The organism is Isoptericola halotolerans (assembly GCF_003003075.1).
Taxonomy (GTDB): Bacteria; Actinomycetota; Actinomycetes; order Actinomycetales; family Cellulomonadaceae; genus Isoptericola; species Isoptericola halotolerans_A.
In genome coordinates this window covers 1-25,892 of sequence record NZ_PVTX01000007.1, presented here as the reverse complement: position 1 = coordinate 25,892, position 25,892 = coordinate 1, and the positions used below count along the sequence as shown (strand labels likewise).

At 73.5% G+C, this 25,892-nt stretch carries 27 protein-coding genes and 1 rRNA gene; 21 read left to right on the top strand and 7 right to left on the bottom strand.

The genetic code is table 11. The features are described from left to right. Positions 1–13 precede the first annotated feature (13 nt). The 4 genes from infC to BCL65_RS10815 all read left to right on the top strand — a co-directional run bounded on the left by infC (position 14) and on the right by BCL65_RS10815 (position 2,395). Positions 14–745 carry a translation initiation factor IF-3 gene (gene infC / locus BCL65_RS10830; protein ID WP_243401025.1) on the top strand — a complete coding sequence of 244 codons (732 nt, stop codon included), beginning with the start codon at positions 14–16 and terminating at the stop codon, positions 743–745. Between the two features lie 102 nt (positions 746–847). Beyond that, entirely contained in the window at positions 848–1,042 is a 195-nt protein-coding gene (rpmI, locus tag BCL65_RS10825) for a 50S ribosomal protein L35 (RefSeq protein ID WP_106267914.1), read from the top strand. 61 nt (positions 1,043–1,103) lie between these two features. After that, complete coding sequence (gene rplT, locus BCL65_RS10820; protein ID WP_106267912.1) at positions 1,104–1,487, top strand: 50S ribosomal protein L20; 384 nt, start codon at positions 1,104–1,106, stop codon at positions 1,485–1,487. Positions 1,488–1,531: 44 nt separating this feature from the next. Beyond that, entirely contained in the window at positions 1,532–2,395 is an 864-nt protein-coding gene (locus BCL65_RS10815) for a TrmH family RNA methyltransferase (RefSeq protein ID WP_106267910.1), read from the top strand. A 58-nt stretch (positions 2,396–2,453) separates the two neighbouring features. Here BCL65_RS10815 and BCL65_RS10810 read toward each other — a convergent pair whose 3' ends face one another. Then, positions 2,454–2,813, bottom strand: a complete 360-nt coding sequence (locus BCL65_RS10810) for a hypothetical protein (protein ID WP_106267908.1) — start codon at positions 2,811–2,813, stop codon at positions 2,454–2,456. 113 nt (positions 2,814–2,926) lie between these two features. On the opposite strand from BCL65_RS10810, the gene thpR reads away from it, so the two are divergent. The 4 genes from thpR to BCL65_RS10790 are packed head-to-tail and all read left to right on the top strand — an operon-like array spanning position 2,927 to position 8,091. Then, positions 2,927–3,574 (top strand): RNA 2',3'-cyclic phosphodiesterase, encoded by a 648-nt coding sequence (gene thpR, locus BCL65_RS10805; RefSeq protein ID WP_106267907.1) that lies wholly within the window; start codon positions 2,927–2,929, stop codon positions 3,572–3,574. A gap of 35 nt (positions 3,575–3,609) precedes the next feature. Continuing rightward, the gene (gene pheS / locus BCL65_RS10800) at positions 3,610–4,683 is read left to right on the top strand and encodes a phenylalanine--tRNA ligase subunit alpha (RefSeq protein WP_106267905.1); all 1,074 of its coding nucleotides are present in this window, start codon (positions 3,610–3,612) and stop codon (positions 4,681–4,683) included. Beyond that, positions 4,683–7,247: a phenylalanine--tRNA ligase subunit beta gene (gene pheT, locus BCL65_RS10795; protein WP_106267903.1), complete on the top strand. Its 2,565-nt coding sequence runs from the start codon at positions 4,683–4,685 to the stop codon at positions 7,245–7,247. The genes pheS and pheT overlap by 1 nt, the downstream gene beginning before the upstream one ends. Beyond that, positions 7,240–8,091, top strand: a complete 852-nt coding sequence (locus tag BCL65_RS10790) for an SDR family NAD(P)-dependent oxidoreductase (protein WP_106267901.1) — start codon at positions 7,240–7,242, stop codon at positions 8,089–8,091. The genes pheT and BCL65_RS10790 overlap by 8 nt, the downstream gene beginning before the upstream one ends. 50 nt (positions 8,092–8,141) lie before the next feature. Here BCL65_RS10790 and BCL65_RS10785 read toward each other — a convergent pair whose 3' ends face one another. The 6 genes from BCL65_RS10785 to BCL65_RS10760 form a co-directional block, all read right to left on the bottom strand. Next, positions 8,142–8,927 (bottom strand): LLM class F420-dependent oxidoreductase, encoded by a 786-nt coding sequence (locus BCL65_RS10785; RefSeq protein ID WP_106267899.1) that lies wholly within the window; start codon positions 8,925–8,927, stop codon positions 8,142–8,144. Between the two features lie 9 nt (positions 8,928–8,936). Then, the gene (locus tag BCL65_RS10780; RefSeq protein WP_106267898.1) at positions 8,937–9,584 is read right to left on the bottom strand and encodes a response regulator transcription factor; all 648 of its coding nucleotides are present in this window, start codon (positions 9,582–9,584) and stop codon (positions 8,937–8,939) included. Next, positions 9,581–10,774 (bottom strand): sensor histidine kinase, encoded by a 1,194-nt coding sequence (locus BCL65_RS10775; RefSeq protein ID WP_207767706.1) that lies wholly within the window; start codon positions 10,772–10,774, stop codon positions 9,581–9,583. The genes BCL65_RS10780 and BCL65_RS10775 overlap by 4 nt, the downstream gene beginning before the upstream one ends. Continuing rightward, positions 10,744–11,409: a DUF2306 domain-containing protein gene (locus BCL65_RS10770; protein WP_106267896.1), complete on the bottom strand. Its 666-nt coding sequence runs from the start codon at positions 11,407–11,409 to the stop codon at positions 10,744–10,746. Before BCL65_RS10770 ends, BCL65_RS10775 begins: the two co-directional genes overlap by 31 nt. Positions 11,410–11,496: 87 nt before the next feature. Beyond that, on the bottom strand, positions 11,497–12,294 hold the full coding sequence (locus BCL65_RS10765; RefSeq protein ID WP_106267894.1) for a methyltransferase domain-containing protein: 798 nt from the start codon (positions 12,292–12,294) through the stop codon (positions 11,497–11,499). A gap of 45 nt (positions 12,295–12,339) precedes the next feature. Then, positions 12,340–13,323: a quinone oxidoreductase family protein gene (locus BCL65_RS10760; protein WP_106267892.1), complete on the bottom strand. Its 984-nt coding sequence runs from the start codon at positions 13,321–13,323 to the stop codon at positions 12,340–12,342. A 34-nt stretch (positions 13,324–13,357) separates the two neighbouring features. Here BCL65_RS10760 and BCL65_RS10755 point away from each other — a divergent pair, with 34 nt between their 5' ends. From BCL65_RS10755 to BCL65_RS10695, 13 genes are all read left to right on the top strand, one after another. After that, complete coding sequence (locus BCL65_RS10755) at positions 13,358–13,852, top strand: GNAT family N-acetyltransferase (protein ID WP_308701013.1); 495 nt, start codon at positions 13,358–13,360, stop codon at positions 13,850–13,852. 68 nt (positions 13,853–13,920) lie between these two features. Beyond that, entirely contained in the window at positions 13,921–15,000 is a 1,080-nt protein-coding gene (gene argC, locus BCL65_RS10750) for an N-acetyl-gamma-glutamyl-phosphate reductase (protein ID WP_106267890.1), read from the top strand. Then, on the top strand, positions 14,997–16,187 hold the full coding sequence (gene argJ, locus BCL65_RS10745; protein ID WP_106267888.1) for a bifunctional glutamate N-acetyltransferase/amino-acid acetyltransferase ArgJ: 1,191 nt from the start codon (positions 14,997–14,999) through the stop codon (positions 16,185–16,187). Before argC ends, argJ begins: the two co-directional genes overlap by 4 nt. After that, a complete protein-coding gene (argB, locus tag BCL65_RS10740; RefSeq protein ID WP_106267887.1) occupies positions 16,184–17,152 on the top strand; it encodes an acetylglutamate kinase in 969 nt (322 codons plus the stop codon). Before argJ ends, argB begins: the two co-directional genes overlap by 4 nt. Continuing rightward, positions 17,149–18,405 carry an acetylornithine transaminase gene (locus BCL65_RS10735; protein ID WP_106267885.1) on the top strand — a complete coding sequence of 419 codons (1,257 nt, stop codon included), beginning with the start codon at positions 17,149–17,151 and terminating at the stop codon, positions 18,403–18,405. Before argB ends, BCL65_RS10735 begins: the two co-directional genes overlap by 4 nt. Next, positions 18,405–19,337, top strand: coding sequence for an ornithine carbamoyltransferase (gene argF / locus BCL65_RS10730; RefSeq protein ID WP_106267883.1), 933 nt, complete (start codon positions 18,405–18,407; stop codon positions 19,335–19,337). The genes BCL65_RS10735 and argF overlap by 1 nt, the downstream gene beginning before the upstream one ends. Further along, the gene (locus BCL65_RS10725) at positions 19,334–19,870 is read left to right on the top strand and encodes an arginine repressor (RefSeq protein ID WP_106267881.1); all 537 of its coding nucleotides are present in this window, start codon (positions 19,334–19,336) and stop codon (positions 19,868–19,870) included. The genes argF and BCL65_RS10725 overlap by 4 nt, the downstream gene beginning before the upstream one ends. A gap of 45 nt (positions 19,871–19,915) precedes the next feature. Beyond that, complete coding sequence (locus BCL65_RS10720; RefSeq protein WP_106267879.1) at positions 19,916–21,145, top strand: argininosuccinate synthase; 1,230 nt, start codon at positions 19,916–19,918, stop codon at positions 21,143–21,145. A 2-nt stretch (positions 21,146–21,147) separates the two neighbouring features. Then, positions 21,148–22,617 (top strand): argininosuccinate lyase, encoded by a 1,470-nt coding sequence (gene argH / locus BCL65_RS10715; RefSeq protein WP_106267877.1) that lies wholly within the window; start codon positions 21,148–21,150, stop codon positions 22,615–22,617. Beyond that, complete coding sequence (locus BCL65_RS10710; RefSeq protein WP_106267875.1) at positions 22,618–23,241, top strand: uridine kinase family protein; 624 nt, start codon at positions 22,618–22,620, stop codon at positions 23,239–23,241. It begins immediately after the preceding gene. Beyond that, positions 23,238–23,915 carry a DNA-3-methyladenine glycosylase gene (locus BCL65_RS10705; protein WP_106267874.1) on the top strand — a complete coding sequence of 226 codons (678 nt, stop codon included), beginning with the start codon at positions 23,238–23,240 and terminating at the stop codon, positions 23,913–23,915. The genes BCL65_RS10710 and BCL65_RS10705 overlap by 4 nt, the downstream gene beginning before the upstream one ends. 85 nt (positions 23,916–24,000) lie before the next feature. Beyond that, the gene (tyrS, locus tag BCL65_RS10700) at positions 24,001–25,260 is read left to right on the top strand and encodes a tyrosine--tRNA ligase (protein WP_106267872.1); all 1,260 of its coding nucleotides are present in this window, start codon (positions 24,001–24,003) and stop codon (positions 25,258–25,260) included. Positions 25,261–25,783: 523 nt separating this feature from the next. Further along, positions 25,784–25,892, top strand: a 16S ribosomal RNA gene (locus tag BCL65_RS10695); the annotation flags it as partial.

The following is a 25,892-nucleotide window of genomic DNA, read 5'->3' as shown; positions in this document are numbered from 1 at the left end:
GACTTCTAGGAGCATCACCATCAGCGAGCCTCGCATCAACGACCGGATCCGCGTCCCCGAGGTCCGGCTCATCGGCCCGGGCGGGGAACAGGTCGGCGTGGTCGCCACAGGGGTCGCCCTCAAGCTGGCGCAGGACGCCGACCTCGACCTCGTCGAGGTGGCGCCGGAAGCCCGGCCGCCCGTGGCCAAGCTCATGGACTTCGGCAAGTTCAAGTACGAGTCGGACATGAAGGCGCGCGAGGCGCGCCGCAAGCAGGCGAACACGCTCCTCAAGGAGATCCGGTTCCGCCTCAAGATCGACCCGCACGACTACGCCACCAAGAAGGGCCACGTCGAGCGCTTCCTGTCGGCCGGCGACAAGGTCAAGGTCATGATCATGTTCCGTGGTCGTGAGCAGTCCCGCCCCGAGATGGGCGTGCGGCTGCTGCAGCGGCTCGCGGACGACGTGGCCGAGCTCGGCTTCGTCGAGTCCATGCCGAAGCAGGACGGGCGCAACATGACCATGGTCCTCGGACCGGTCAAGAAGAAGGCCGACGCCAAGAGCGAGCAGCGCAAGCGCTCCGCCGCGGTGGACGCCCAGCGCAAGACCAAGTCGGAGGTCAAGGCCGAGGCTCGCGCCAAGGCCGCTTCGGAGGAGAAGGCGGCCGCACCGGCCGAGCAGCCCGCCGAGGCCCCGGCTCCGGAGCAGGACGAGTCGACGTCGGCGCCGCGGCCCGCACCCAAGCCGAGCCAGCGGCCCAGCTGACGGCTCGACAGACCACCTGACACCGGGCCGGCGCACCGGCCGCGGTCAGCATCACGTCATCCGCCCTCGGGCGGTTGACCGACACGAGGAGAGACGGCAGTCATGCCGAAGAACAAGACGCACTCCGGCTCCAAGAAGCGCTTCCGGGTGACCGGCAAGGGCAAGCTCATGCGCGAGCAGACCAACGCTCGCCACTACCTCGAGCACAAGTCGAGCCGCCGTACGCGTCGGCTCGCCGTGGACCAGGACGTCGCACCCGCCGACGTCAAGCGAATCAAGAAGCTGCTCGGCAAGTGAGCCTCGCCGGCGGCGATCCCGCCGGTAGCCATCTTCCGACCCGAACTGCAAGGAGCATCACGTGGCACGCGTGAAGCGGGCGGTCAACGCCCACAAGAAGCGCCGTACGACCCTCGAGCGCGCCAGCGGCTACCGCGGCCAGCGCTCGCGCCTGTACCGGAAGGCCAAGGAGCAGGTCACCCACTCCTTCGTCTACTCGTACCGCGACCGGAAGGCCAAGAAGGGTGACTTCCGCAAGCTGTGGATCCAGCGCATCAACGCTGCGTCCCGCGCGCAGGGGATGACCTACAACCGCTTCGTCCAGGGCCTCAAGGCCGCGGGCGTCGAGGTCGACCGTCGCATGCTCGCCGAGCTCGCGGTCAACGACATCGCAGCGTTCAACGCGCTGGTCCAGGTCGCCAAGGACGCCCTCCCCACGGACGTCAACGCGCCCAAGGCCGCCTGAGCCTGCGTCGCACCACCCGGACGCCCGGACCCGCCCACCTGCCGATGCCCCGCATCCCCGACGTGACCCTCGCCAACCCGCGAGCGGCGCGCGTCAAGCAGGTCAGGGCGCTGTCCGGGCGTCCTGCGCGTTCCCAGCACGGCCAGTTCCTCGTCGAAGGACCGCAGGGGGTGCGTGAGGCGGTCCGGTGCGCGCCGTCCGCCGTGCGCGACCTCTACCTCACCGAGGCCGCGGCACAGCGCTATCGAGAGATCTACGAGGCCGCCCTGGAGGCGGGCCTGTTCGTCCACGTCGGCACGCCCGAGGTGCTGGCGGCCATGAGCCCGGACGCGCAGGGCGTCCTCGCGGTCGTGCGGGCGGTGCGGCCGACGCTGGCGGAAGCGCTCGGGTCGCTCGCCGAGGGCCGTCGTCGGCCGCTGCTCGTCGCCGTGCTGGCGACCGTGCGCGACCCCGGCAACGCCGGCACGGTGATCCGGGCCGCCGATGCCGCCGGTGCCGACCTCGTCGTCCTCGCCGGCGAGAGCGTCGACGTGCACAACCCGAAGGTCGTGCGCTCCACGGCTGGTTCGCTCTTCCACCTGCCGGTGGTCTCGGGCGTGCCGCTCGCCGAGGTCGTGCGAGCCGTCCGGGCGAGCGGGTGCTCGGTGCTCGCCGCCGACGGCGCCGGCGACCACGACCTGGACGAGCTCCTGGACGTGGCGGGCGCGGCCGGCCGTCCGGCAGCGGTGCCCGACCTGGCGGCGTCGACCGCCTGGGTCTTCGGCAACGAGGCCCGGGGACTGGACGAGGCCGACCGCGAGCTCGCCGACGCCGTCGTCCGCGTGCCGATCCGCGGGGCGGCCGAGTCCCTCAACCTCGCGACGGCCGCCACCGTCTGCCTGTACGCCTCGAGCCGCGCGCAGCGCTGAGCACCGTCCCGGCGGGAAGGTCGCGGCACCGCGACGGCCCCGCCGGGACGGACAGGACTCAGGCCGGGCAGGCGGCGTCGATCGCGGCCCCGACCTCGACACCCGGGAGGAGTACCGCGGCGTAGTCCTTGAGGACGACGTTGGCGGTGGCCGGGTCCGTGCGGTGGATCGCCAGCACGGTGCTGAACGGGATCGTCTCCCCGCTGCCGATCGGGTACTCCAGGCCGTCCTTCGCGACCGCGGTCAGCACACCGGTGTCGCGCAGCACGCCGAGGCCGAACTGCTGACAGGTGACGCCCGCGGGCTTGCCGCCTTGCCCGGCGCCCTCGGGCGGCGCGGCGGCGGCGCCGGCGGCGAGGCCGACGGTGGTGAGCGCCGCCAGGGCGGCCGAGGCTGCGGTGATGATCGTGCGGTGCATGGGACTGTCCTCTCCTTCGGGGGCTGTACGAGGGAACCTTCGGTCCCGAGGTGCTGTGCGGATGCACCTGGGCGAGATGTCGTCCGGCCGCACGAGGGGCCTAGCATCGACGCGTGCGACTCTTCACGGCGGTCTACCCGTCCGCGCAGGCCGCGGCACACCTCGACCTCGCCCTGGGTGGTGTCGGCGGTCCGGCCGTGGCACAGCCGGGCAGCGGGCTGCGCTGGGTGCCTCGGGAGCACCGGCACGTCACGCTCGCGTTCCACGGCGAGGTGCCCGACGGCGCGGTGCCCGGATACGTCGAGGCGCTCACCGCGGCGCTGGGTCAGGTCGACCCGTTCGACGTGTTCCTGGCCGGCAGCGGGACGTTCGGGGGCCGGACCCTGTGGCTCGGCGTGGGCGGCGACGTCGACGGCCTCCGTGCGCTCGCCGCTGGTGCGGCGGAGACCGCAGACGTGTCCGGCGTGGGTGGGCAGGACCGGGCAGGTGGCCGTCCGCACCTGACGGTCGCACGTGCGTCGGCCGCCCGCGTCGGAGCGGCGCGCAGCCGGCGCCGGGGTGGCGCACCATCCCGCGGTGCGGGAGCGGCGCCCCAGGACGCCCCGTTCGCGCACTGGGCGCGTGCGCTGGCCGTCTACCGGGGTCCCGCCTGGCCCGTCCGCGAGGTGCGCGTCGTGCAGTCCGTCCTCGGGGCCGGTCGGTCCGGCGGCCCGGCCCACAGCGAGGTCGCGGTGGTGCCGCTCGGCGGACCCATAGACTGACCCCTGCCGCCACGCTCATCTCCAGGAAGGCCCGCATGTCTGCGCCCGAACCGCTGCCCGATCCGCTGGACGTCGCCGCCCTCGACACGGCCGTCGAGGCCGCGCTGGCCGACATCGCCGCGGCTCCCGACCTCGACGCGCTGAAGGCCGTCCGGACGCGTCACACCGGCGACCGGAGCGCGCTGGCGTTGGCCAACCGCGCCATCGGGGGACTGCCCGGGCCGGACAAGTCCGCCGCCGGGAAGAACGTCGGGCCTCGCCGCGGGCGCATCAACCAGGCGCTGGCCGCCCGCCAGGGCGAGCTGGAGACCGAGCGGGACGCCCGGGTGCTGGCGGACGAGGCCGTCGACGTCACGCTGCCGACGGGCCGTGCGCCGCGAGGGGCCCGGCACCCCATCGAGTCGATCCAGGAGCGCATCGCCGACTTCTTCGTCGGCCTGGGCTGGGAGATCGCCGACGGGCCCGAGGTCGAGACCGAGTGGTTCAACTTCGACGCCCTCAACTTCGGGCCCGACCATCCCGCCCGTCAGATGCAGGACACGTTCTACGTGGCGGGTACCGACGGAGCGCAGGACGCCGCGGCCCCGAACCTCGTGCTGCGCACGCACACCTCCCCGGTGCAGGCCCGGTCCCTGCTGGAGCGCGGGGTTCCGTTGTACATCGCCTGCCCCGGCAAGACGTTCCGTACCGACGCCCTGGACGCGACGCACACGCCCGTCTTCCACCAGGTCGAGGGCCTCGCCGTCGACAAGGGCCTGACGATGGCGAACCTGGTCGGCACGCTGGACGCGTTCGCCCGGGCGATGTTCGGGCCCGAGGCGCGCACGCGCCTGCGCCCGAGCTTCTTCCCCTTCACCGAGCCCAGCGCCGAGATGGACCTGTGGTTCCCCCAGAAGAAGGGCGGCCCGGGCTGGATCGAGTGGGGCGGCTGCGGCATGGTGCACCCCAACGTGCTGCGCGCCACCGGCGTGGACCCCGAGGAGTACTCGGGCTTCGCCTTCGGCATGGGGATCGAGCGCACCCTCATGCTGCGGCACTCCATCGCTGACATGCACGACATGGTGGAGGGCGACGTGCGCTTCTCCACCCAGTTCGGGACGGAGATCTGATGCCCCGCATCGTTGCTGACTGGCTCGCCGACCACGTCGAGCTGCCGGCGGACCTGACGACGGAACAGCTCGCCGCCGACCTGGTGCGGGTCGGTCTCGAGGAGGAGGAGATCCACCCGGCCGCCGTGTCGGGTCCCCTCGTCGTGGGACGTGTCCTCGAGCTGACGGGCGAGCCGCAGAAGAACGGCAAGACCATCAACTGGTGCCGCGTCGACGTCGGCCCGGAGCACAACGACGACGACGGCGCTCGCGGCATCGTCTGCGGTGCCCACAACTTCGGCGTCGGTGACCTCGTCGTCGTCTCGCTGCCCGGCACGGTGCTGCCCGGCGGGTTCGAGATCGCGGCGCGCAAGACCTACGGCCACGTCTCGGACGGGATGATCTGCTCCACGAAGGAGCTGGGGCTGGGCGACGACCACGACGGCATCCTCGTGCTCACGCAGGCCGGCTTCGACGCCGCCGACCTGGCCCCGGGCCAGGACGCGATCGCGCTGCTCGGGCTGGGTGACGAGGTCCTCGAGATCAACGTCACGCCGGACCGCGGGTACGCCTTCAGCTATCGCGGTGTGGCGCGGGAGTACGCGCACTCCACCGGGGCCGCCTTCACGGACCGCGGCCTGCCCGACGCCTTGCCGACGGCGCCGCCGGCCGCGACCGCGGACGGGTTCGCCGTCACGGTCGACGACGGCGCGCCGATCGACGGCCGGGTCGGTTGCGACCGGTTCGTGACGCGCGTCGTGCGCGGCATCGACCCGTCGACCCCGACCCCGGCGTGGATGAAGCGCCGGCTCGAGGGCTCGGGCATGCGGTCCGTCTCGCTGACGGTCGACGTGACCAACTACGTCATGCTCGACCTGGGCCAGCCGCTGCACGCCTACGACCTGACCGAGGTGGCCGAGCCGATCGTGGTGCGCCGGGCCGCACCGTCGGAGCGGCTGACCACGCTCGACGACGTCGACCGCGCCCTCGATACCGAGGACCTCCTGATCACCGACTCGCCGGACGGCGCCCGCGGCTCGCGGGTCCTCGGTCTGGCCGGCGTCATGGGCGGCGCCTCCTCGGAGGTGACGGGGAGCACGACCGACGTGCTGATCGAGGCCGCGCACTTCGACCAGGTCACCGTCGCCCGGACCGCCCGGCGGCACAAGCTGCCGTCCGAGGCGGCCAAGCGGTTCGAGCGCGGGGTCGACCCGCACCTGCCCGCCGTGGCGGCGCAGCGCGTGGTGGACCTGCTGGTGGAGCTGGCCGGCGGCACGGCCGACCCCGCCGTCAGCGACCTCGACGCGACGACACCGCCGCGGCCGATCGTCCTCGACGTGGCCCTGCCCTCGCGGACGGCGGGCGTCACGTACACCCGTAGCCAGGTCGTCGGGATCCTCGCGCAGATCGGCTGCGCCGTGGCCGACGCCTCCGGCGACCTGGTGGAGGTCACGCCCCCCACGTGGCGACCGGACCTCACCGAGCCGGCGACGCTGGTGGAGGAGGTCGTGCGGATCGCCGGCTACGACCAGATCCCGTCGGTCCTCCCGGCCGCGCGCGGCGGCCGCGGTCTGACCGCCGAGCAGCGCACGCGCCGGTCGGTCGCCAGGGCGCTCGCGGACGCCGGACTCGTGGAGGTGCTCACCTACCCGTTCATCGGCGAGGCCGACCTGGACGCCCTCGGCCTGCCGGCCGACGACCCGCGCCGAGCGGCGCTGCGGCTCGTGAACCCGCTGGCGGACGACAAGCCGCTGCTGCGGACGCACCTCCTGGTGACGCTCCTGGACGCCGCACGCCGCAACGTCTCGCGAGGTCTCGACGACGTCGCCGTCTTCGAGGTCGGCCTGGTCTCCCGCCCGACGCCGGGTGCCCCGGCCGCGCCGCAGCTCCCGGTCGGCGTCCGCCCGAGCGAGGAGCAGCTCGACGCCCTCGCCGCCGCCACGCCGCCGCAGCCGCGTCGCGTGGCCGGTGTGCTCGCGGGCCACGCGGTGCCCACCGGATGGTGGGGCGAGGGCCGGTCGGTGGACTGGGCCGACGCCCTCGAGGCGGCCCGCCTCGTCGCCCACGTCGTCGGTGTCGACGTGGTCGTGTCTGCCGATCCGGACCACCAGCCGTGGCACCCCGGACGGTGCGCGCGCCTCTCGCTGCCGGACGGGACGCTCGTCGGCCACGCCGGCGAGCTGCACCCCAAGGTCGTCGAGCGGCTCGGTCTGCCGGCCCGGACGTCGGCCTTCGAGCTCGACCTGTCGGTGCTGGTCGAGGCGTCGAGCGGGGAGCCCGTCGCGGCCTCCCCGGTCTCGGCGTTCCCCGCCGCCAAGGAGGACTTCGCGTTCGTCGTGGACGCGGCGGTCCCCGCGCAGGACGTCCGTGCGGCGATCGTGGCGGGGGCCGGGGAGCTCCTCGAGGACGTGAACCTCTTCGACGTCTTCACCGGCGAGCAGGTCGGCGCAGGCAAGAAGTCGCTCGCGTACTCGCTGCGCCTGCGTGCCGCCGACCGCACCTTGAGCGCCGACGACGTGCGCAGCGTGCGCGACGGCGTGGTGGCGGCCGCCGCCGAGCGGGTGGGGGCGGTCCTGCGTGGCTGAGCACGGCGTCCCGGCCGCCCGGACGGCGCTCGTCACCGGGGCCACGCGGGGCATCGGCCGGGCGGTCGCCCTCGGCCTGGCCGACGCCGGACTCGACGTCGCGCTCCTCGCCCGGGATGCCGTGCGGCTCACCGAGGTCGCGGATCTCGTGCGCGAGCGCGGCCGGACGGCGCTGGCGCTGGAGGTCGACGTCACGGACCCGGAGGGGGTCGCCGAGGCCGTGGGGCGTGCCGAGGCGCCGGTCGCCGAGGGCGGTCTGGGCGGTGTCGACCTGCTCGTCAACAACGCCGGGCGCATCGACACGGAGGTCCCGCTGTGGGAGGCGGACGCCGACGAGTGGTGGTCCGTGGTGGAGACGAACGTCCGCGGTCCCTTCCTCCTCGCCCGGCACCTCGTGCCCGGGATGCTGTCCCGCGGCGGCGGGCGGGTCGTGGACCTCAACAGCGGGGCCGGCACGCACGACATGACGGTGGCGAGCGCCTACAACGTCAGCAAGACGGCGCTGCTGCGTCTCGGCCACCACCTCGACGCCGCCGGTGCCGAGCGCGGCCTGCGGGTCTTCGAGGTGGCACCGGGGACGGTGGCCACCGACATGACGGGATCGATGCCGATGCACGCCGAGCGGACCGAGTGGACCCCGGTGGAACGGACGGTCGAGATGATCGCGGCGATCGCGACCGGTGCCCTGGACGCCTGCGCGGGCTGGTACATCCGGGTCACCCACGACACGCCCTCCTCGCTGCAGGAGATGGTGGCGAGCGGCTCCGGGCCCACAGCACGCCACCTGCGCGTGCTGCCGGCGAACGGCGCGGACCCGTTGGGTGCGGACCTCACGGGGCGCTGAGCCCACCGTGAGCCCACCGTGCGCGCGCCGGCCCGGTGCCGCCCGAGCCGTCAGTCCTGCCGGCGCTCGTCGCGCCAGGCGACCCACTGCTCCACGAGCGACAGGTCGTAGTCCGGTCCGTCGACGCCGATGGTCAGGAGCGTCGCACCGGCGGCGGTGACGGCGTCACCGACCTCGGCCGGCGGCCGCGAGACGCCGACGGACCGCTCGACGAGCCGCGTCGTGTCCCGTCCGACGTCGGCGCCGTGGGCGTCGAGGATCGCCGACTTGCGGCGCAGGACCTCGGCGTCGCCGAACGAGTGCCAGATGTCGGCGTGCTCGGCGACCAGCCGCAGCATCTTCTTCTCTCCCCCGCCGCCGATGAGCAGCGGGACGTCACGCGTCGGTGCGGGGTTCCCGGCGGCGAGCCGTGCGCGGATGCGGGGGAGCGCTGCGCTGAGCTGCGCGATGCGGGAGCCGGCCGTGCCGAACTCGTAGCCGAACTGCTCGTAGTCCTTCTGGTTCCAGCCGGCACCGATCCCGAGGACGAGCCGCCCACCGCTGATGTGGTCCACCGTGCGGGCCATGTCGGCCAGCAGGTCGGGGTTGCGGTACCCGTTGCCGGTCACGAGGGCGCCGATCTCGACCCGTTCGGTCTGCTCCGCCCAGGCTCCGAGCATGGTCCAGCACTCGAAGTGCTTGCCGTCGAGGTCGCCGGTCAGCGGGTAGAAGTGGTCCCAGTTGAACACGACGTCGACGCCGGCTTCCTCGGCACGCAGGACGGCGTCGCGCAGGTCGGCGTACTCGGCGTGCTGCGGCTGGAGCTGGACGGCGATGCGGAGCGGGCGTGAGGTCATGCGGGCACGCTAACGCCCGGCGAGACCCGACTCAATGGCCCAGCGGGCGACCTCGACACGGTTGCGCGTCCCGGTCTTCGCCAGCACCGACCCCAGGTGGGTCTTGACGGTGCTCAGGCTCAGGTGCAGCGCCACGGAGATCTCCCCGTTGGTGCAGCCGTCGGCGACGAGGCGCAGCACGGACGTCTCGCGGCTCGTCAGGGGTTCTGCGGGGGCTGCGGGCCGGGGTGCGGAACGGGCGAAGTGCGACAGCAGCCGCACCGTCACCGACGGGTCGATGAGGGCGTCGCCGGCGGCGGCCGCGCGGACCGCCTGCGCGAGCAGGTCCGGTCCGGCGTCCTTGAGCAGGAACCCGCGCGCCCCGGCGCCGAGCGCGGCGTGCACGTGCTCGTCGAGGTCGAACGTGGTGATGACCACCACCGGGACAGGGTCCGCGACGTCCGGGCCGGCGAGCCGGCGGGTGGCGGCGACGCCGTCGAGGACCGGCATGCGGATGTCGAGCAGGCAGACGTCGGGTCGATGGAGGCGGGCCAGGCGTACCGCCTCGGCACCGTCGGGTGCCGCGGCCACCACCGTGACGTCGTCGTGCGCCTCGAGCATGGTGCGCAGGCCGGTGCGGACGATCTCCTGATCGTCGGCGAGCAGTACCCGGATCACCGCACCGCCCCGGTGGGCAGCGCAGCGGTCACGGTCCAGCCGCCGTCCGGGTCCGGTCCCGCGGTGCACCGGCCGCCGAGCAGCGCCGCGCGCTCCGCCATCCCGACGGTGCCGTGTCCGGCGGTGTGCCGCGCGACCGGCGGTACGCCGTCGTCGTGCACCCGCAGGGTGACCGCGTCGGAGGTGCGCCCGACGTCCACCCGGACACGGCTGGCCGCGTCGGCGTGCCGCCGGGCGTTGGTGACGGCCTCCTGGGCGATGCGGTAGAGAGCCGTGGCGACGGACGGGGCGAGGGCGCCGACGTCGTCGGCCACCCGCACGCTCACCTCGAGGGAACCGGCCCCGTCCTGCCCGGCGAGCGCGATCAGGTCGTCGAGACCCGGTGCGGGGCGTCGGAGCGCGTCGTCGCCGCTGGTGCGCATCGCGCCGACGATCGCGCGCAGCTCGCCGAGGGCCGCGCGGGCCTCGTGCTCGATGGGGGCGAGGGCGTCGACGGCGGCGGCGGGCTCGCGGCGTGCCGCGACCTGACCCGCCTGCGCGCGCACCGCGATCGCGGACAGCGTGTGGGCGAGCGTGTCGTGCAGGTCGCGGGCGATGCGCGTGCGCTCCTGGAACCCGGCCTGCTCGAGATCGTGAGCCCGCGCCGCGACGTGGTGTCGCCGCAGCTCGCCCAGCGCGGCCACGAGGAGGAGGAACGCGATGCCACCCAGGACGTCGTCGAGCCCGGCGGGCTGCACGCCGATCGACACGGCGAGCCCGGCGACCAGGAGCGTCGCACCGCCGAGCACGGCCCGGCCGCTGCCCCAGCGGAACAAGGCGTACGCGGCGAGGATCAGGGCCACGGCGGTGTAGAGGGTGGTCGGCGTCCGTCCGGCGGCGAGCTGGACCAGCGCGAGCGCCGTCCCGCCGAGGGTGGCGACCGCCACCACCGCCAAGGGGTGGACCCGGCGCCACGGCAGGGCGGCGAGCGCGACGACGGTGACCGCCGTGCCGGCCACGGGCCAGACCAGGTCGGTGCGCAGCACGCCCTCGGCGACGGCGGCTGCGACGAGCAGGCCGCTGAGGATCGCGTCGCGCCGGCGCGGTGGTTCCGCCCCGGGCGCCGCGGGCCGGAGGGCGAGAGGGCGCAGCCCGGTCCGCCGCACGACCCCGGCCGTGTTCACGACCGTCGCCGCCGCACGATGACCCACTCGGCCACACTAGCGTTGACGGCCCAGCCGAGAGTCATCAGCAGGGTGTTCACCCACGCCGTGGTCGTGCCGGTGACGATCATCGGGAACAGCGTGACGACCTGTGTCCCCGCCCCGAGCGCGAGGGCGTACGCACGGGTCATCCAGGCGCCGTGGGCACGGTGGTCGTGGCGCACGAGTGCCCGGACCGCCAGGGCGAGCTGCGCGATCATCGCCACGCCGACGACGGTGCGGACGGCAGCGAGACCGGCGTCGTTGTGGGCCGGCATGTCGTAGGTGGCTGTCATCCACAGACCGGAGCCGGCCACCACGAACCCGGCCGGGACGAGGATCATGCCGGCCCCACGGTGCCAGGCGTTGTGGCGACGCCGCAGGCCGGGGGCGAACTGGAGCGCACCGAGCACCGAGTAGACGGTCGCGGCGGCGATGTGCAGCAGCACGGGCACCGGCGCGGCGAGGAACCGTGCGTCGTCGGGGCCGACATCGCCGGCGACGACCTCGCCCACGCGGAGCGCACCGGCCAGGACGGGGACGAGGGACAGCATCAGGAGTCCGGCGACGGCGAGGCGGGCGCGGCGCGCCGAGGGCCCGGACGCCGGACGGGAGGGGTGCGGCTGCGTGGAGGAGAGGGTCATGCTCGGAGCATGCGGCGCCCGTCGGTCCCGGGGCATCGGTCGACCGGCCGGGACTCGCCGGCCGATCGGTCGGCGGGGACGAGCCGGTCAGCCGACGCGCGTCGCGACGACGAAGACGCGCCGGAACGCCAGCGGTGTCCCGCAGGACCGCTCGGGGTAGGCGTCACGGAGCGCCGCGCCGTACTCCGCCTCGAAGGCCGCGTGCAGCGCGGTGCCGTGGGCGGCGTCGTGCGCCGCCAGGGCCTGGAGCGTGGGCTGCGCCCCCGTCGCGGCGATCCACCGCAGCACCGGGTCCGGGCCGTCCAGCACATGGGTATAGGTGGTCTCCCACGCGTCGACGGCCCAGCCGGGCGCGGCGAGCAGGTCGAGGTACTCGGCCGGGTCGGCGGTCGCGCGGCGGGGCACCGCCCCGACGACGTCGGCGTACGGTGCGCGGGCCGCGACCTCGCGGAGCAGGGTGTGGCTGGGGGCGTCGTGGTTGCCGGGTACCTGGAAGGCGAAGGTCTGGGCGGCGGCCGCGGCCAACGGTGCCAGGTACCGGCGGTGGTCGGGCACCCACTGCAGCGCAGCGTTGCTGAGGACGAGGTCGGCGCCTGCCACCGACGCACGGCCGCGGGCGAGGTCGCGCAGATCGGCGATCTCGTACCGCACGTGGGGGTCGGTGTTGTCTGCGCTCGCCCGCTCGATCATGGCGGGGGAGGCGTCGATGCCCAGGACGTCGGCGTCGGGCCACCGGGCGCGCAGCCGCCCGGTGAGGTGGCCCGGCCCGCAGCCGAGGTCGACCACGGTGGCGGGTCGGCCGGGAACGCGCGCGAGGAGCTCCGCGAACGGCCGCGACCGTTCGTCGGTGTATCGCAGGTAGGCGGTGGGGGACCAGTCGGGCACGGCAGGCTCCTTTGACATCAAGTATCTTGACGTCAAGATACAATGCTAGGGGAGCAGGAGCACCTTGCCGGTCGTCGCCCGGCCCTCGAGGGCCGTGTGCGCTGCGGCGGCCTCCGCCAACGGGTAGGTCGCCCCGACGCGCACCTCGAGGTCGCCGTCGGCCGCGGCGCCGAGCACCTCGCCGGCCCGCCACTCCAGCTCCGCGCGGGTCGCGGTGTAGTGCGCGAGCGTGGGGCGGGTGACGTAGAGCGATCCACCCGCGTTGAGCCGCTGCAGGTCGAACGGTGGCACCTGTCCCGACGCCCCGCCGAACAGCACCAGGGTCCCTCGCGGACGCAACGACGCCAGCGAGGCGTCGAAGGTCGCCGCGCCGACGCCGTCGTACACCACGTGCACGCCGGCTCCGTCGGTCAGCTCGTGCACGACGGCGGGCAGCTCGGCCGTGAGGTCGTCCATCGCCGCGTAGTCGATGGTGTGGGCCGCTCCCGCCGCGGACGACAGTGCCGCCTTCTCCGGCGTCGAGACGGTGGTCAGCACCCGTCCGCCCCGCGCCGCGGCGAGCTGTGTCGCGAGGAGGCCGACGCCGCCGGCGCCGGCGGTGAGCAGGACGTCGTGCCCCAGACCGACCTCGAAGGTCGAGGCGACCAGGTAGTGCGCCGTCATGCCCTGCAGGGGGAGGGCCGCCGCCGTTCTCAGGTCGAGGCCGGCGGGCACGTGCACCGCGACGTCGGCGCCGACCACGGCGAGCTCGGCGTACGACCCGGGTGCCTGGTGCCAGGCGACGCGGTCGCCGACGGCGAACCCGTGGACCTGCGGACCGCACGCCTCGACCGTGCCGGAGCCCTCGACGCCGACCACGTGCGGGTAGTCCATCGGGTAGACGCCCGCGCGCCGGTAGGTGTCGATGAAGTTCACCCCCGCCGCAGCCACGCGCACGAGCAGCTCGCCCGGCCCGGGCTCCGGGTCGGGACGCTCGATGTGCTCCAGGACCTCGGGACCGCCCGCCGCACGGGCCACGACTGCACGCATGGTCCGAGCCTACGACCCGCCGTAGCCTGTGGCCGTGACCCTGGAGATCCGCACCGCGACCGACGCCGACTGGCCGCTCCTGTGGCCCGTCGTCGAGGCGGTCGTCCGTGCCGGCGAGACCTACGCCTATCCTCTCGACCTGACGTCCGGGCAGGCGTGCGAGCTCTGGATGGAGCGGCCACCCGGCCGCACCGTCGTCGCCGTGGAGGCCGGGGTCGTGCTCGGCACCGCGAAGATGGGGCCCAACCGCCCGGGCCACGGCGACCACGTCGGCACGGCGTCGTTCATGGTCGCCGAGGCCGCGCGCGGCCGTGGCGTCGGCCGGGCGCTGGCCGAGCACGTCGTCGACCGGCTCCGCGCGGAGGGGTACCGCGGCATCCAGTTCAACGCGGTGGTCGAGTCCAACACGGCCGCGGTGCGGCTGTGGCGGTCTTTGGGCTTCGAGATCGTCGGCACGGTGCCCGGGGCGTTCCGCAGCCCCGCGCACGGCGAGGTCGGGCTGCACGTGATGTACCGCAGCCTGGTATGACCGCCTCGCTCTGACCGCGTCGTGGAATATCTTCGCTGAGTGGCGCATATGTATGTATAGTGCGATGCATGGTCAGCACACCGGACACCCCCACCCCGCTGCGCGTCGCCGTCGCCGGTGCGTCGGGATACGCCGGCGGAGAGTTCCTGCGCCTCGCCGTGGCGCACCCGCACCTGGAGGTCGGCGCCCTCACCGCGCACTCCACCGCGGGCAGCCGTCTGGGTGAGCTGCAGCCGCACCTGCGCTCGCTGGCCGACCGGGTGCTCGAGCCGACCACGGCCGAGGTGCTCGCGGGGCACGACGTCGTCGTGCTCGGGCTGCCGCACGGCGCGTCGGGCGAGATCGCGGCGCAGCTGCCCGACGACGTCCTCGTGCTCGATCTCGGTGCCGACCACCGGCTGGCGTCGGCGGCGGACTGGGAGGCCTTCTACGGCTCGCCCCACGCCGGCACCTGGCCCTACGGGCTGCCCGAGCTGGCCCACGCCGACGGCACCCGCCAGCGCGACCACCTGGCCGGTGCCCGACGGATCGCGGTCCCCGGGTGCAACGTGACCGCCGTGACGCTCGGCCTGCAGCCGGGCGTCGCCGCCGGGCTGCTCGACCCGACCGACCTCGTCGCGGTGCTCGCCAACGGCTACTCCGGCGCGGGCAAGGCGCTCAAGCCGCACCTGCTCGCCGCCGAGGGGCTCGGTGCCGCGGCACCCTACGCCGTCGGCGGCACGCACCGGCACATCCCCGAGATCACCCAGAACCTGCGGACCGCGGGTGCGGCCGAGGTGACGATCAGCTTCACCCCGACGCTCGTGCCGATGTCGCGCGGGATCCTCGCCACCGTCACGGCGCGTCTGGCGCCGGGGCACGAGGACGCGACGTCCGCGCAGGTGCGCGAGACCTGGGCGGGCGCCTACGCGGACGAGCCGTTCGTCGAGCTGCTCCCCGAAGGCCAGTGGCCGTCCACGGCGGCGACCCTCGGGGCCAACACGGCGCTCGTCCAGGTCGCTCTCGACGAGGCCGCCGGCCGCGTCGTTACGGTGACCGCCCTCGACAACCTGGTCAAGGGCACCGCCGGCCAGGCGGTCCAGGCCATGAACCTCGCCCTCGGCCTGCCGGAGACGGCCGGCCTCGGCACCGAAGGAGTCGCACCGTGAGCATCACCGCACCGGCAGGTTTCCGGGCCGCCGGCGTCGCCGCCGGCCTCAAGGCCTCGGGCGGGCGTGACGTCGCGCTCGTCGTCAACGACGGGCCCCGGCGCACGGCCGCCGCGGTGCTCACGACCAACCGCGTGCAGGCCGCGCCGGTGGTCTGGACGCGGCAGGCGGTCTCGGACGGCGCCGCGCGCGCCGTCGTGCTCAACTCCGGCGGTGCCAACGCCTGCACCGGCCCCGAGGGGTTCGCGGACACGCACCGCACGGCCGAGCACGTCGCGGCCGTCCTGTCGTCCGGCGCCTCGACTCCCGACGACGAGGTCGGTGCGGGCGACGTCCTCGTGTGCAGCACGGGCCTCATCGGCATCCGTCTCGACCTGGAAGCCCTGCTCGGTGGCGTGGACGCCGCAGCGGGTTCCTTGGCTGCCGACGGCGGCGCGGACGCCGCGCACGCGATCATGACCACCGACACGGTCGCCAAGACCGCGGTCGCCGAGCGTGACGGCTGGACCGTCGGCGGCATGGCGAAGGGCGCAGGCATGCTCGCGCCCGGGCTCGCCACGATGCTCTCGGTGATCACCACCGACGCCGTGGTGGACCCCGCCGTCGCCGACGCCGCGCTCCGCGCCGCCACCCGCACGACGTTCGACCGCGTCGACTCCGACGGCTGCATGTCCACCAACGACACCGTGATCCTGCTCGCGAGCGGGGCGTCGGGCGTCGAGACCGGTCTCGAGGAACTGACGGCAGCGATCACCGAGGTCACCGCGTCGCTGGCGCGCCAGCTCGTCGCGGACGCGGAGGGCGCGAGCCACGACATCGCGGTCACCGTGCGGAACGCGACCACCGAGGACGCCGCGCTCGCGTGCGCCCGCGCCGTGACCCGGTCCAACCTCTTCAAGGCCGCCGTGTTCGGCAACGACCCGAACTGGGGCCGCGTGCTCGCCGCCGTCGGCACGGTGCCGCCCGAGGTCGCGCCCTTCGACCCGCTGACGCTCGACGTCTCCGTCAACGGCGTGCAGGTCTGCCGGGCAGGAGGTGTCGGCGAGCCGCGGGAGCTCGTCGACCTGGCCGCCGACCGCGAGGTCCACGTGGAGGTCGACCTGCACGCCGGCGACGCCGAGGTCACCGTCTGGACCAACGACCTCACGCACGACTACGTCCACGAGAACAGCGCGTACTCCTCATGAGCGACCACGAGACGATCGGTGCCGCCGCCGGGCCGGGGTTCGACACCCGGACCGGCCTGCGTCCTGACCAGAAGGCGGAGGTCCTCATCGAGGCCCTGCCGTGGCTGCAGGAGTTCGCCGGAGCGCTCGTCGTGGTCAAGTACGGCGGCAACGCCATGATCGACGACGACCTCAAGGCCGCGTTCGCCCAGGACATGGTCTTCCTGCGCCAGGTCGGCCTGCGCCCCGTGGTCGTGCACGGCGGCGGTCCGCAGATCTCGAAGATGCTGGACCGGGTCGGCATCGCCTCCGAGTTCCGAGGTGGCCTGCGGGTCACCACCCCGGAGGCGATGGAGGTCGTGCGGATGGTCCTCACAGGCCAGGTCTCGCGGGAGCTCGTCGGCCTGGTCAACGCCCACGCGCCCCGCGCCGTCGGGCTGTCGGGGGAGGACGGCGGACTGTTCGGTGCGGTGCGCCGCCACGCCACGGTCGACGGCGAGCCCGTGGACGTCGGTCTGGTGGGCGACGTGGTCCAGGTGAACCCCTCCGCGGTGGAGGACCTGCTCGAGGCGGGCCGCATCCCCGTGGTCTCCACGGTCGCCCCTGACGTCGACGATCCCACCCAGGTGCTGAACGTCAACGCGGACACCGCCGCGGCGGCGCTCGCGGTGGCGCTCGGCGCGAAGAAGCTCATCGTGCTCACCGACGTCGAGGGCCTGTACACGAGCTGGCCCGACCCGACCTCCTTGGTGGAGCAGATCACGGCCGGCGAGCTGGCGACGCTGCTGCCCAGCCTGACCTCCGGCATGGTCCCGAAGATGGAGGCGTGCCTGCGAGCCGTCCAGGGCGGCGTGCCGCGGGCCTCCGTGATCGACGGCCGCCAGCCCCACTCCGTGCTGCTGGAGGTCTTCACCTCCCGCGGCAACGGCACGATGGTCGTCCCCGACCCCGACCCCGACCCCGAGACTGCGAGCGTGGACGCATGAGCGAGCTCATCAGCACCGCCCGGGACCTGAGCGCCGCCGGGTGGACCGAGGCGTACACCCGCTCGGTGATGGACACCTTCGGCCCGCCCCAGCGGATCCTGGTGCGCGGCGAGGGTGCGTACGTGTGGGACGCGGAGGGCAAGCGGTACCTGGACCTGCTCGCCGGCATCGCGGTCAACGTCCTCGGCCACGCCCACCCCACGCTCACCGCCGCCGTGAGCGCGCAGCTCGGCACGCTCGGCCACGTGTCGAACTTCTTCGGCACGCCCACGCAGATCACGCTGGCCGAGCGGCTGCTGCAGCTCGCCGGGGCCCCGGAGGGCTCGAAGGTCTTCTTCACGAACTCCGGCACGGAGGCCAACGAGGCGGCCTTCAAGATGACCCGACGCACGGGCCGGACCCGGGTGCTGGCTCTCGAGGGCGGGTTCCACGGGCGGACGATGGGTGCGCTGGCCCTCACGCACAAGCCGGCCTACCGCGAACCCTTCGAACCGCTGCCCGGCGGCGTCGAGCACCTGCCCTTCGGTGACACCGACGCGCTGGAGGCCGCGTTCTCCCCGGACGCCGTCGCCGAGCGGGGCGAGGTCGCGGCACTCGTCGTCGAGCCCGTGCAGGGCGAGGCCGGTGTCCGGGCGCTGCCGCCGGGATACCTGGCGCTGGGCCGGCGCCTCACGAGCGCCGCCGGCGCGCTCCTCGTGCTCGACGAGGTCCAGACGGGCATGGGGCGCACGGGCGCCTGGTTCGCCTTCCAGCAGCCGGAGATCGGCGGGGGCGTCGTGCCCGACGTCGTGACGCTGGCCAAGGGGCTCGGGGGCGGCTTCCCCGTGGGGGCGGTCGTGGCGCTGGGGGAGCGGGCGGCGACGCTGCTGGGCCGCGGGCAGCACGGCACGACGTTCGGTGGGAACCCCGTCGCCGCGGCGGCCGGCCTGGCCACGATCGGCGTGATCGAGCGCGACCGCCTGCTGGCCCGCGCCCCGGAGGTCGGCAAGGTCCTGCGCCAGGCGATCATGGCCGGCGGCAACCCGCTGGTCAGGGGCGTCCGCGGGCACGGCCTGCTGCTCGCCGTCGAGCTCGCGCGTCCCGTGGCACCGCAGGTCGCTGCCGCCGCCCTCGACGCCGGGATCATCGTCAACGCCGTCGCGCCGGACGCCGTCCGGCTGGCACCGCCCCTCGTCCTGACCGCCGACCAGGCCCTGGACGCCGCGCGCTTCTTCGCCGGCGTCACCGTCCCCGAGAACCCGGAGGAGGCATGATGCCCCGCCACTTCCTGCGTGACGACGACCTCACGCCGGCCGAGCAGCGCGAGGTGCTCGAGCTCGCCATGGCGTTCCGCGAGGACCGCACCGTCCGGACGCCGCTGGCCGGGCCCCAGGGCGTGGCCCTCCTGTTCGACAAGCCGACCCTGCGCACGCAGGTCTCCTTCTCGACGGGGATCGCCGAGATGGGCGGCTTCCCGGTCATGGTGGACGGGCGGCTCGCCCAGGTCGGGGTGCGCGAGTCCGTGGCCGACGTCACCCGGGTGCTGGACCGGCAGGTGTCCGCGATCGTCTGGCGGACGTTCGGCCAGGACCGGATCGAGGAGATGGCCGCCGTCTCGCGGGTACCCGTGGTGAACGCCCTCACGGACGAGTTCCACCCGTGCCAGCTCCTGGCCGACCTGCTCACCGTCGCGCAGCACCGCGGTGGCCTCGCCGCCCTGCCGGGCCAGCGGCTCGTCTACGTCGGGGACGCGGCGAACAACATGGCGGTGTCGTACCTGCTCGCCGGGGCGACCGCCGGCCTGCACGTCGTCGTCTGCGGTCCCGCGGGGTACCTCCCGGACGACGACGTCGTGGCCCGAGCGGCCGGGATCGCCGGGACGACCGGCGGCTCCGTCGAGGTCACCACGGACGCCGAGGCCGCCGTCGTCGGCGCCGACGTCGTGGTGACCGACACCTGGGTGTCGATGGGCGACGAGGACGAGGCCGCCGAGCGCGTCGCCGACCTGCTGCCGTACCAGGTCACGCCCGACCTCCTGGCACGGGCCAAGCAGGACGCGATCTTCCTGCACTGCCTGCCCGCCTACCGCGGCAAGGAGGTCGCCGCCGAGGTGATCGACGGTCCCCGGTCCGTCGTCTGGGACGAGGCGGAGAACCGCCTGCACGCCCAGAAGGCCGTCCTGACGTTCCTGCTGGAGCAGCGATGAGCACCGCACCTGCCCACGGGCCGCTCACCACGAAGGCGGCACGGCACGCCCGCATCGTGGAGATCGTGCGCCGCACCGCGATCCATTCGCAGGCCGAGCTCGCCCGCGAGCTCGCCGACGAAGGCCTGTCCGTCACCCAGGGCACGCTCTCCCGCGACCTCATCGAGCTGCGGGCCGAGAAGGTCCGCAGCGCCGGCGGTTCGCTCGTCTACGCCGTGCCCGGCGAGGGCGGCGACCGCAGCGTGCAGGCGGCCGGGGTCGGCGGCCACGACACCGGCTACCTGGCGGCCCGTCTGGCCCGGCTCTGCGCCGACCTCCTGGTCTCGGCCGAGGCGTCCGGCAACCAGGTCGTCCTGCGCACACCACCGGGGGCGGCCAACTACCTGGCCTCCGCCATCGACCACTCCGTCTTCCCCGGGGTCCTCGGCTGCATCGCCGGGGACGACACGATCCTCGTGATCGCCCGGGACCCGGCCGGCGGCGACGAGCTCGCCGCCCGGTTCCTCGAGCTCACGGCGTCACCGGACGCGTGAGCCTGTCAGACTCGACCCTCAACCGCACAGCAAGGATGACCTTTCATGACTGAACGCGTGGTGCTCGCCTACTCCGGCGGCCTGGACACCTCCGTGGCGATCGGCTGGATCGCCGAGGCCACAGGTGCCGAGGTCGTCGCCGTCGCCGTCGACGTCGGCCAGGGCGGCGAGGACATGGAGATGATCCGCCAGCGCGCCCTCGACTGCGGCGCCGTGGAGGCCTACGTGGCCGACGCGCGCGACGAGTTCGCCGACGAGTACTGCATGCCGGCGCTCAAGGCCAACGGTCTCTACCTCGACCGCTACCCCCTCGTCTCGGCGATCTCGCGGCCGGTCATCGTCAAGCACATGGTGCGCGCCGCCCGGCAGTTCGGCGCGCAGACCGTGGCGCACGGCTGCACCGGCAAGGGCAACGACCAGGTCCGGTTCGAGGTGGCCACCACCTCGCTGGCGCCGGACCTCAAGACCATCGCCCCGGTGCGCGACCTCGCCCTGACGCGGGAGAAGGCGATCGACTACGCGGAGAAGCACGACCTGCCGATCGCGACGACGAAGAAGAACCCGTTCTCGATCGACCAGAACGTGTGGGGCCGCGCCGTCGAGACGGGCTTCCTCGAGGACATCTGGAACGAGCCCACCAAGGACGTCTACTCCTACACCGACGACCCGACGTTCCCGCCGGTCGCCGACGAGGTCGTCGTCACGTTCGACGGGGGTGTCCCCGTCGCGCTCGACGGCGTCGCGGTCTCGCCGCTCCAGGCGATCATGGAGATGAACCGCCGGGCCGGCGCCCAGGGCGTGGGCCGGATCGACATCGTCGAGGACCGCCTCGTGGGCATCAAGTCCCGCGAGGTGTACGAGGCGCCGGGTGCCATGGCGCTCATCGCGGCGCACCAGGAGCTCGAGAACGTGACCCTGGAGCGCGAGCAGGCACGCTTCAAGAAGGGCGTCGAGCAGCGCTGGTCGGAGCTGGTCTACGACGGCATGTGGTTCAGCCCCCTGAAGAAGAACCTCGACGTGTTCGTCGACGAGACCCAGAAGTACGTCTCCGGCGACATCCGCATGGTGCTCCACGGCGGCCGCGCCACCGTGACCGGGCGGCGGTCCGACGCCGCGCTGTACGACTTCAACCTCGCCACCTACGACGAGGGTGACTCGTTCGACCAGTCGCACGCCAAGGGCTTCATCGAGATCTACGGTCTCGCCGCCAAGCAGGCCGCCGCCCGCGACGAGCGCTTCGGCAACGGCGTCGACTTCGGCACCGGGGACCTCTGATCATGGGCGAGATCGACAAGCGGTCGGACGACGGCGCGCACGCGACGGACGGCACCCTCGACAGCCCCGCGTCGGTGAGCCTCTGGGGCGGCCGGTTCGCCGGCGGCCCGTCGCCGGAGCTCCAGGCGCTGTCGCAGTCGACCCACTTCGACTGGCGGCTCGCCGCGTACGACGTCGCCGGGTCGCGGGCGCACGCCAGGGTGCTGCACCGGGCAGGCCTGCTCACCGACGACGAGCTCACGGCCATGCTCGAGGCGCTCGACCGGCTGCGGGCCGACGTCGAGGACGGCACCTTCCTGCCCCGGCTCGGGGACGAGGACGTGCACACGGCCCTCGAGCGAGGGCTCCTGGAGCGGGCAGGGGACGAGCTGGGCGGCAAGCTCCGCGCCGGGCGGTCGCGCAACGACCAGATCGCCACGCAGGTGCGGATGTACCTGCGCCAGAACGCCCGCCTGATCGCCCAGCAGGTCGTCACGGTGGTCGACGAGCTCATCTCCCAGGCGGAGGCCGCCGGCGCCGCCGTCATGCCGGGCCGCACGCACCTGCAGCACGCCCAGCCGGTGCTGCTGGCCCACCACCTGCTGGCCCACGCGTGGCCGCTGCTGCGCGACGTGGACCGGCTCATCGACTGGGACGTGCGGGCCGCCCGGTCGCCGTACGGGTCCGGGGCCCTCGCCGGTTCGTCGTTGGGGTTGGACCCGGCCGCGGTGGCCGCCGAGCTGGGTTTCGACGGCCCGGTCGAGAACTCCATCGACGGCACCGCCGCACGGGACGTGGTCGCGGAGTTCGCGTTCGTCGCCGCGATGATCGGGGTGGACCTCTCCAGGTTCTCCGAGGAGGTCATCACGTGGAACACCAAGGAGTTCGGGTTCGTCCGCCTCGACGACGCCTGGTCGACCGGGTCGAGCATCATGCCGCAGAAGAAGAACCCGGACATCGCCGAGCTGGCACGTGGCAAGTCCGGGCGCCTGATCGGTGACCTCACGGGCCTCCTGGCGACGCTGAAGGGACTCCCGCTCGCGTACAACCGGGACCTGCAGGAGGACAAGGAGCCGGTCTTCGACCAGGTCGACACGCTGACCGTGCTGCTGCCGGCCTTCGCCGGCATGGTGCGCACGCTGACGTTCGACACGGACCGGATGGCGGAGCTCGCGCCGCAGGGGTTCTCCCTGGCCACCGACGTGGCGGAGTGGCTGGTGCGCTCCGGGGTGCCGTTCCGGGTGGCGCACGAGGTCGCCGGCGCCTGCGTCCGGGTGTGCGAGGAGCGCGACATCGAGCTGTGGGACCTCTCGGACGAGGACCTCGCGGCCATCTCGGCGCACCTCACGCCGGCGGTGCGCGAGGTCCTGACCGTCGAGGGCTCCGTCGCTTCCCGGGACGGCGTGGGCGGGACGTCGCCGCGGCGCGTGGCGGAACAGCTGGAGGCGGCCAAGGAGCGCGCCACCGAGTTCAGGTTCTGGGCCGAGGGCTGAGTGAGCGTCGGCGCGGAGGTGCTGGCCGCCGTCGTGCAGCGGGTGCACGACGGCGCGCCGCGCCTGCCGGGACCGGGTGCGCCGGCTCCGTGGCGACGCACCCGGCTGGTCTGCGTCGACGGCCCGGCCGGGTCGGGCAAGACGACGCTCGCCACGCAGCTCGCCGTCGAGCTGGCGTGCCAGGTGGTGCACATGGACGACCTCTACGAGGGTTGGGAGGCGGGGCCCGGCGGTGGGGCGGCGCGGCTGCGTTCGTGGGTCCTGGAGCCGCTGGTGGCCGGCAGGGCGGGGGAGTACCGACGGTTCGACTGGGTCACCGGTTCCTACGCCGAGGCGCACACCGTGGAGCCGGCGCCGTTCCTCGTCGTCGAGGGGTGCGGTGCGGCCGCACGGCAGGTGGACCCGTGGGCCGCGCTGCGCATCTGGGTCGAGGCCGACGACGCCGAGCGCCTGCACCGCGGTCTCGTGCGTGACGGGGAGGCGGCACGAGCGCACTGGCAGCGGTGGATGGCCGACGAGGCGGCCCACTACGCTGCGGAGCAGACGTGCGCGAGGGCCGACGTCCACCTCGACGGCCTCGGTCGGCCGCGCGCCACGGCACCGGGTCCTCGGGAGGCGGGATGACAGGCACGACGGCGGGTCCGGCGCAGGTGCCCACCGCGCCGTGGCAGGTTCCCGGGCCGTCCTGGTACGACCGGGACGTGCACACCGTGGCCCGCGACCTGCTCGGTGCCTATGTCACGCGCCGGACGGCGGAGGGCGACGTCACGCTCCGCCTGACCGAGGTCGAGGCGTACGCGGGGGCCGTCGACCCCGCGTCGCACGCCTACCGGGGCCGCACGGAGCGCAACCGGTCCATGTTCGGCGCACCTGGCCGTCTCTACGTCTACCGTCACCTCGGCCTGCACCACTGCGTGAACGTGGTGTGCGGGCCGGCCGGGACCGCCTCGGCCGTCCTGCTGCGCGCCGGAGAGGTCGTCGCCGGTACCGACCTCGCGCGCTCGCGTCGCACGGCCGCGGGGCGCTGCGACTCGGACCGTCAGATCGCCCGCGGGCCCGCGCGGCTCACGGTGGCCCTCGCGCTCGATCGTGAGGACGACGGCGTGGGCGTCACGGACGCCGACGGCGCCGTCGTCGTGCACCTGCCCGTGGACCCGCTGCCGCGCACCATCGCGACCGGGCCCCGCGTCGGCGTCGGTGGCGAGGGCGCCGACCCGTCGCGGTTCGGCTGGCGGTCGTGGCTCGTCGACGAGCCGAGCGTGTCGGCGTACCGGCCGGTGGCACGACGCGTGCGCTGAGACGTGCGGTGACGCGGTGGCCGCATCGGGCACACTAGGTGGGCGGCTCGTCCGGGCCGCGACGAACCACCTCAAGGAGCACACGGTGACCGACGTTCTCGACGAGCTGCACTGGCGGGGCCTGGTGGCGCAGACCACCGACGAGGCTGCGCTGCGCGACGCGCTCTCGGAGGGTCCGATCGCGTACTACTGCGGCTTCGACCCGACGGCGCCGAGCCTGCACCACGGCCATCTCGTCCAGCTCATCCTGCTGCGGCACCTGCAGCGTGCCGGCCATCGCGCCGTCGCGCTGGTGGGCGGCGCGACCGGGATGATCGGCGACCCTCGGCAGTCCGGAGAGCGGGTGCTCAACACGAAGGAGACGGTCGCCGACTGGTCCGAGCGGCTCAAGGCGCAGATCTCGCGCTTCCTCGACTTCGAGGGGGACAACCCCGCCGTCCTGGTCAACAACCTCGACTGGATCGCCGGGATGTCGGCGATCGACTTCCTGCGCGACGTCGGCAAGCACTATCGGCTCGGCACCATGCTGGCGAAGGACACGGTGGCGCGCCGGCTGAGCTCGGACGAGGGCATCAGCTTCACGGAGTTCAGCTACCAGATCTTGCAGGGCATCGACTTCCTGGAGCTCTACCGGCGCCACGGGGTGACCCTGCAGACCGGGGGCAACGACCAGTGGGGCAACCTGCTCTCCGGCGTCGAGCTCGTGCGGCGGACCGAGGGTGAGGCCGTCCACGTCATGACGACCCCGCTGATCACCAAGGCCGACGGCACCAAGTTCGGCAAGACCGAGGGCGGTGCCGTCTGGCTGGCGCCCGACCTGATGAGCCCGTACGCCTTCTACCAGTACTGGCTGAACGCGTCCGACTCCGACGTCGTGCCGTGGCTGAAGATCTTCACCTTCCGCTCGCGCGAGGAGATCGCCGAGCTGGAGCGCGAGGTGGCGGAACGCCCCTTCGCACGCGTGGCCCAGAAGACCCTCGCCGCAGACGTCACGACGCTGGTGCACGGCGCCGCAGCGACCGAGGCGGTCGTCGCGGCGAGCCAGGCGCTCTTCGGTCGGGGCGAGCTCGCCACGCTCGACGCCGAGACGCTCGGGGCAGCGACGGCTGAGCTGCCGCGCGCCGACGTCGCCGTCGGAACACCGGTGCTGGACGCGCTGGTCGACAGCGGGCTGGTCGCCTCCCGCGCCGCGGGCCGGCGAGCCGTCGCGGACGGCGGGGCCTACGTCAACAACGCCAAGGTGGAGTCGGAGGACGCCGTCCTGCGGGCGGAGGACCTGCTGCACGGCCGGTACGCCGTGCTGCGGCGGGGCAAGAAGACGCTCGCCGTCGCCGTCGCGGACTGACGGCCGCGCCTGCGGGGCCTTCTCGAGCACGCGTCGAACGTGCTCGAGAAGGCCCAAGATGCGCACTGACCTGCGGATTTGGTCGTCAGGCCAGAGCGTGTGTAATGTTCTGGTCGTTCGCCCGAGAGGGAGGCACGGACACCGAGGAGACAGCCCACGGGCTGGGTACCGGTGGCCGGTCCCGTGGGTGTTCACCTCGACCTTCAGATCGGGTACAGTAATGTGCCCGACGATCGAGGACCCACCGATGTTCGGCCGGCTGCCGCTCACAGAGCGCAGGTTGACCACGAAGATCGGATCGGGTAAGGTTGAAGGGTTGCCCCGGACGGGGTCGGGACGGTGTTCCGGTCGTGGATGGTGTGCGTCGGTTGTTTGAGAACTCAACAGTGTGCTTGATAGTCAATGCCAAATTTTGAACCTTTTTGGTTCCTTTGGACTGGATTGAACAGCTAGTCTGTTTGGTCTGGCCAGTATCGATAGGCGACTGGTGGCTCCTTCGGGGGTCGTTGGTTGTTTTCTCTCTTTTACGGAGAGTTTGATCCTGGCTCAGGACGAACGCTGGCGGCGTGCTTAACACATGCAAGTCGAACGGTGAAGCCCAGCTTGCTGGGTGGATCAGTGGCGAACGGGTG

Bases quoted from the DNA above. Each gene is read 5' to 3' on its own strand.
- BCL65_RS10815 (WP_106267910.1), top strand. From the start codon at position 1,532: ATGCCCCGCATCCCCGACGTGACCCTCGCCAACCCGCGAGCGGCGCGC.
- pheT (WP_106267903.1), top strand. From the start codon at position 4,683: ATGCCCCGCATCGTTGCTGACTGGCTCGCCGACCACGTCGAGCTGCCG.
- BCL65_RS10760 (WP_106267892.1), bottom strand. From the start codon at position 13,323: ATGCGTGCAGTCGTGGCCCGTGCGGCGGGCGGTCCCGAGGTCCTGGAG.
- BCL65_RS10810 (WP_106267908.1), bottom strand. From the start codon at position 2,813: ATGCACCGCACGATCATCACCGCAGCCTCGGCCGCCCTGGCGGCGCTC.
- BCL65_RS10705 (WP_106267874.1), top strand. From the start codon at position 23,238: ATGACAGGCACGACGGCGGGTCCGGCGCAGGTGCCCACCGCGCCGTGG.
- argF (WP_106267883.1), top strand. From the start codon at position 18,405: ATGCCCCGCCACTTCCTGCGTGACGACGACCTCACGCCGGCCGAGCAG.
- BCL65_RS10770 (WP_106267896.1), bottom strand. From the start codon at position 11,409: ATGACCCTCTCCTCCACGCAGCCGCACCCCTCCCGTCCGGCGTCCGGG.
- argC (WP_106267890.1), top strand. From the start codon at position 13,921: ATGGTCAGCACACCGGACACCCCCACCCCGCTGCGCGTCGCCGTCGCC.
- BCL65_RS10735 (WP_106267885.1), top strand. From the start codon at position 17,149: ATGAGCGAGCTCATCAGCACCGCCCGGGACCTGAGCGCCGCCGGGTGG.
- pheS (WP_106267905.1), top strand. From the start codon at position 3,610: ATGTCTGCGCCCGAACCGCTGCCCGATCCGCTGGACGTCGCCGCCCTC.
- argB (WP_106267887.1), top strand. From the start codon at position 16,184: ATGAGCGACCACGAGACGATCGGTGCCGCCGCCGGGCCGGGGTTCGAC.
- BCL65_RS10725 (WP_106267881.1), top strand. From the start codon at position 19,334: ATGAGCACCGCACCTGCCCACGGGCCGCTCACCACGAAGGCGGCACGG.
- BCL65_RS10785 (WP_106267899.1), bottom strand. From the start codon at position 8,927: ATGACCTCACGCCCGCTCCGCATCGCCGTCCAGCTCCAGCCGCAGCAC.
- argH (WP_106267877.1), top strand. From the start codon at position 21,148: ATGGGCGAGATCGACAAGCGGTCGGACGACGGCGCGCACGCGACGGAC.
- BCL65_RS10720 (WP_106267879.1), top strand. From the start codon at position 19,916: ATGACTGAACGCGTGGTGCTCGCCTACTCCGGCGGCCTGGACACCTCC.
- rpmI (WP_106267914.1), top strand. From the start codon at position 848: ATGCCGAAGAACAAGACGCACTCCGGCTCCAAGAAGCGCTTCCGGGTG.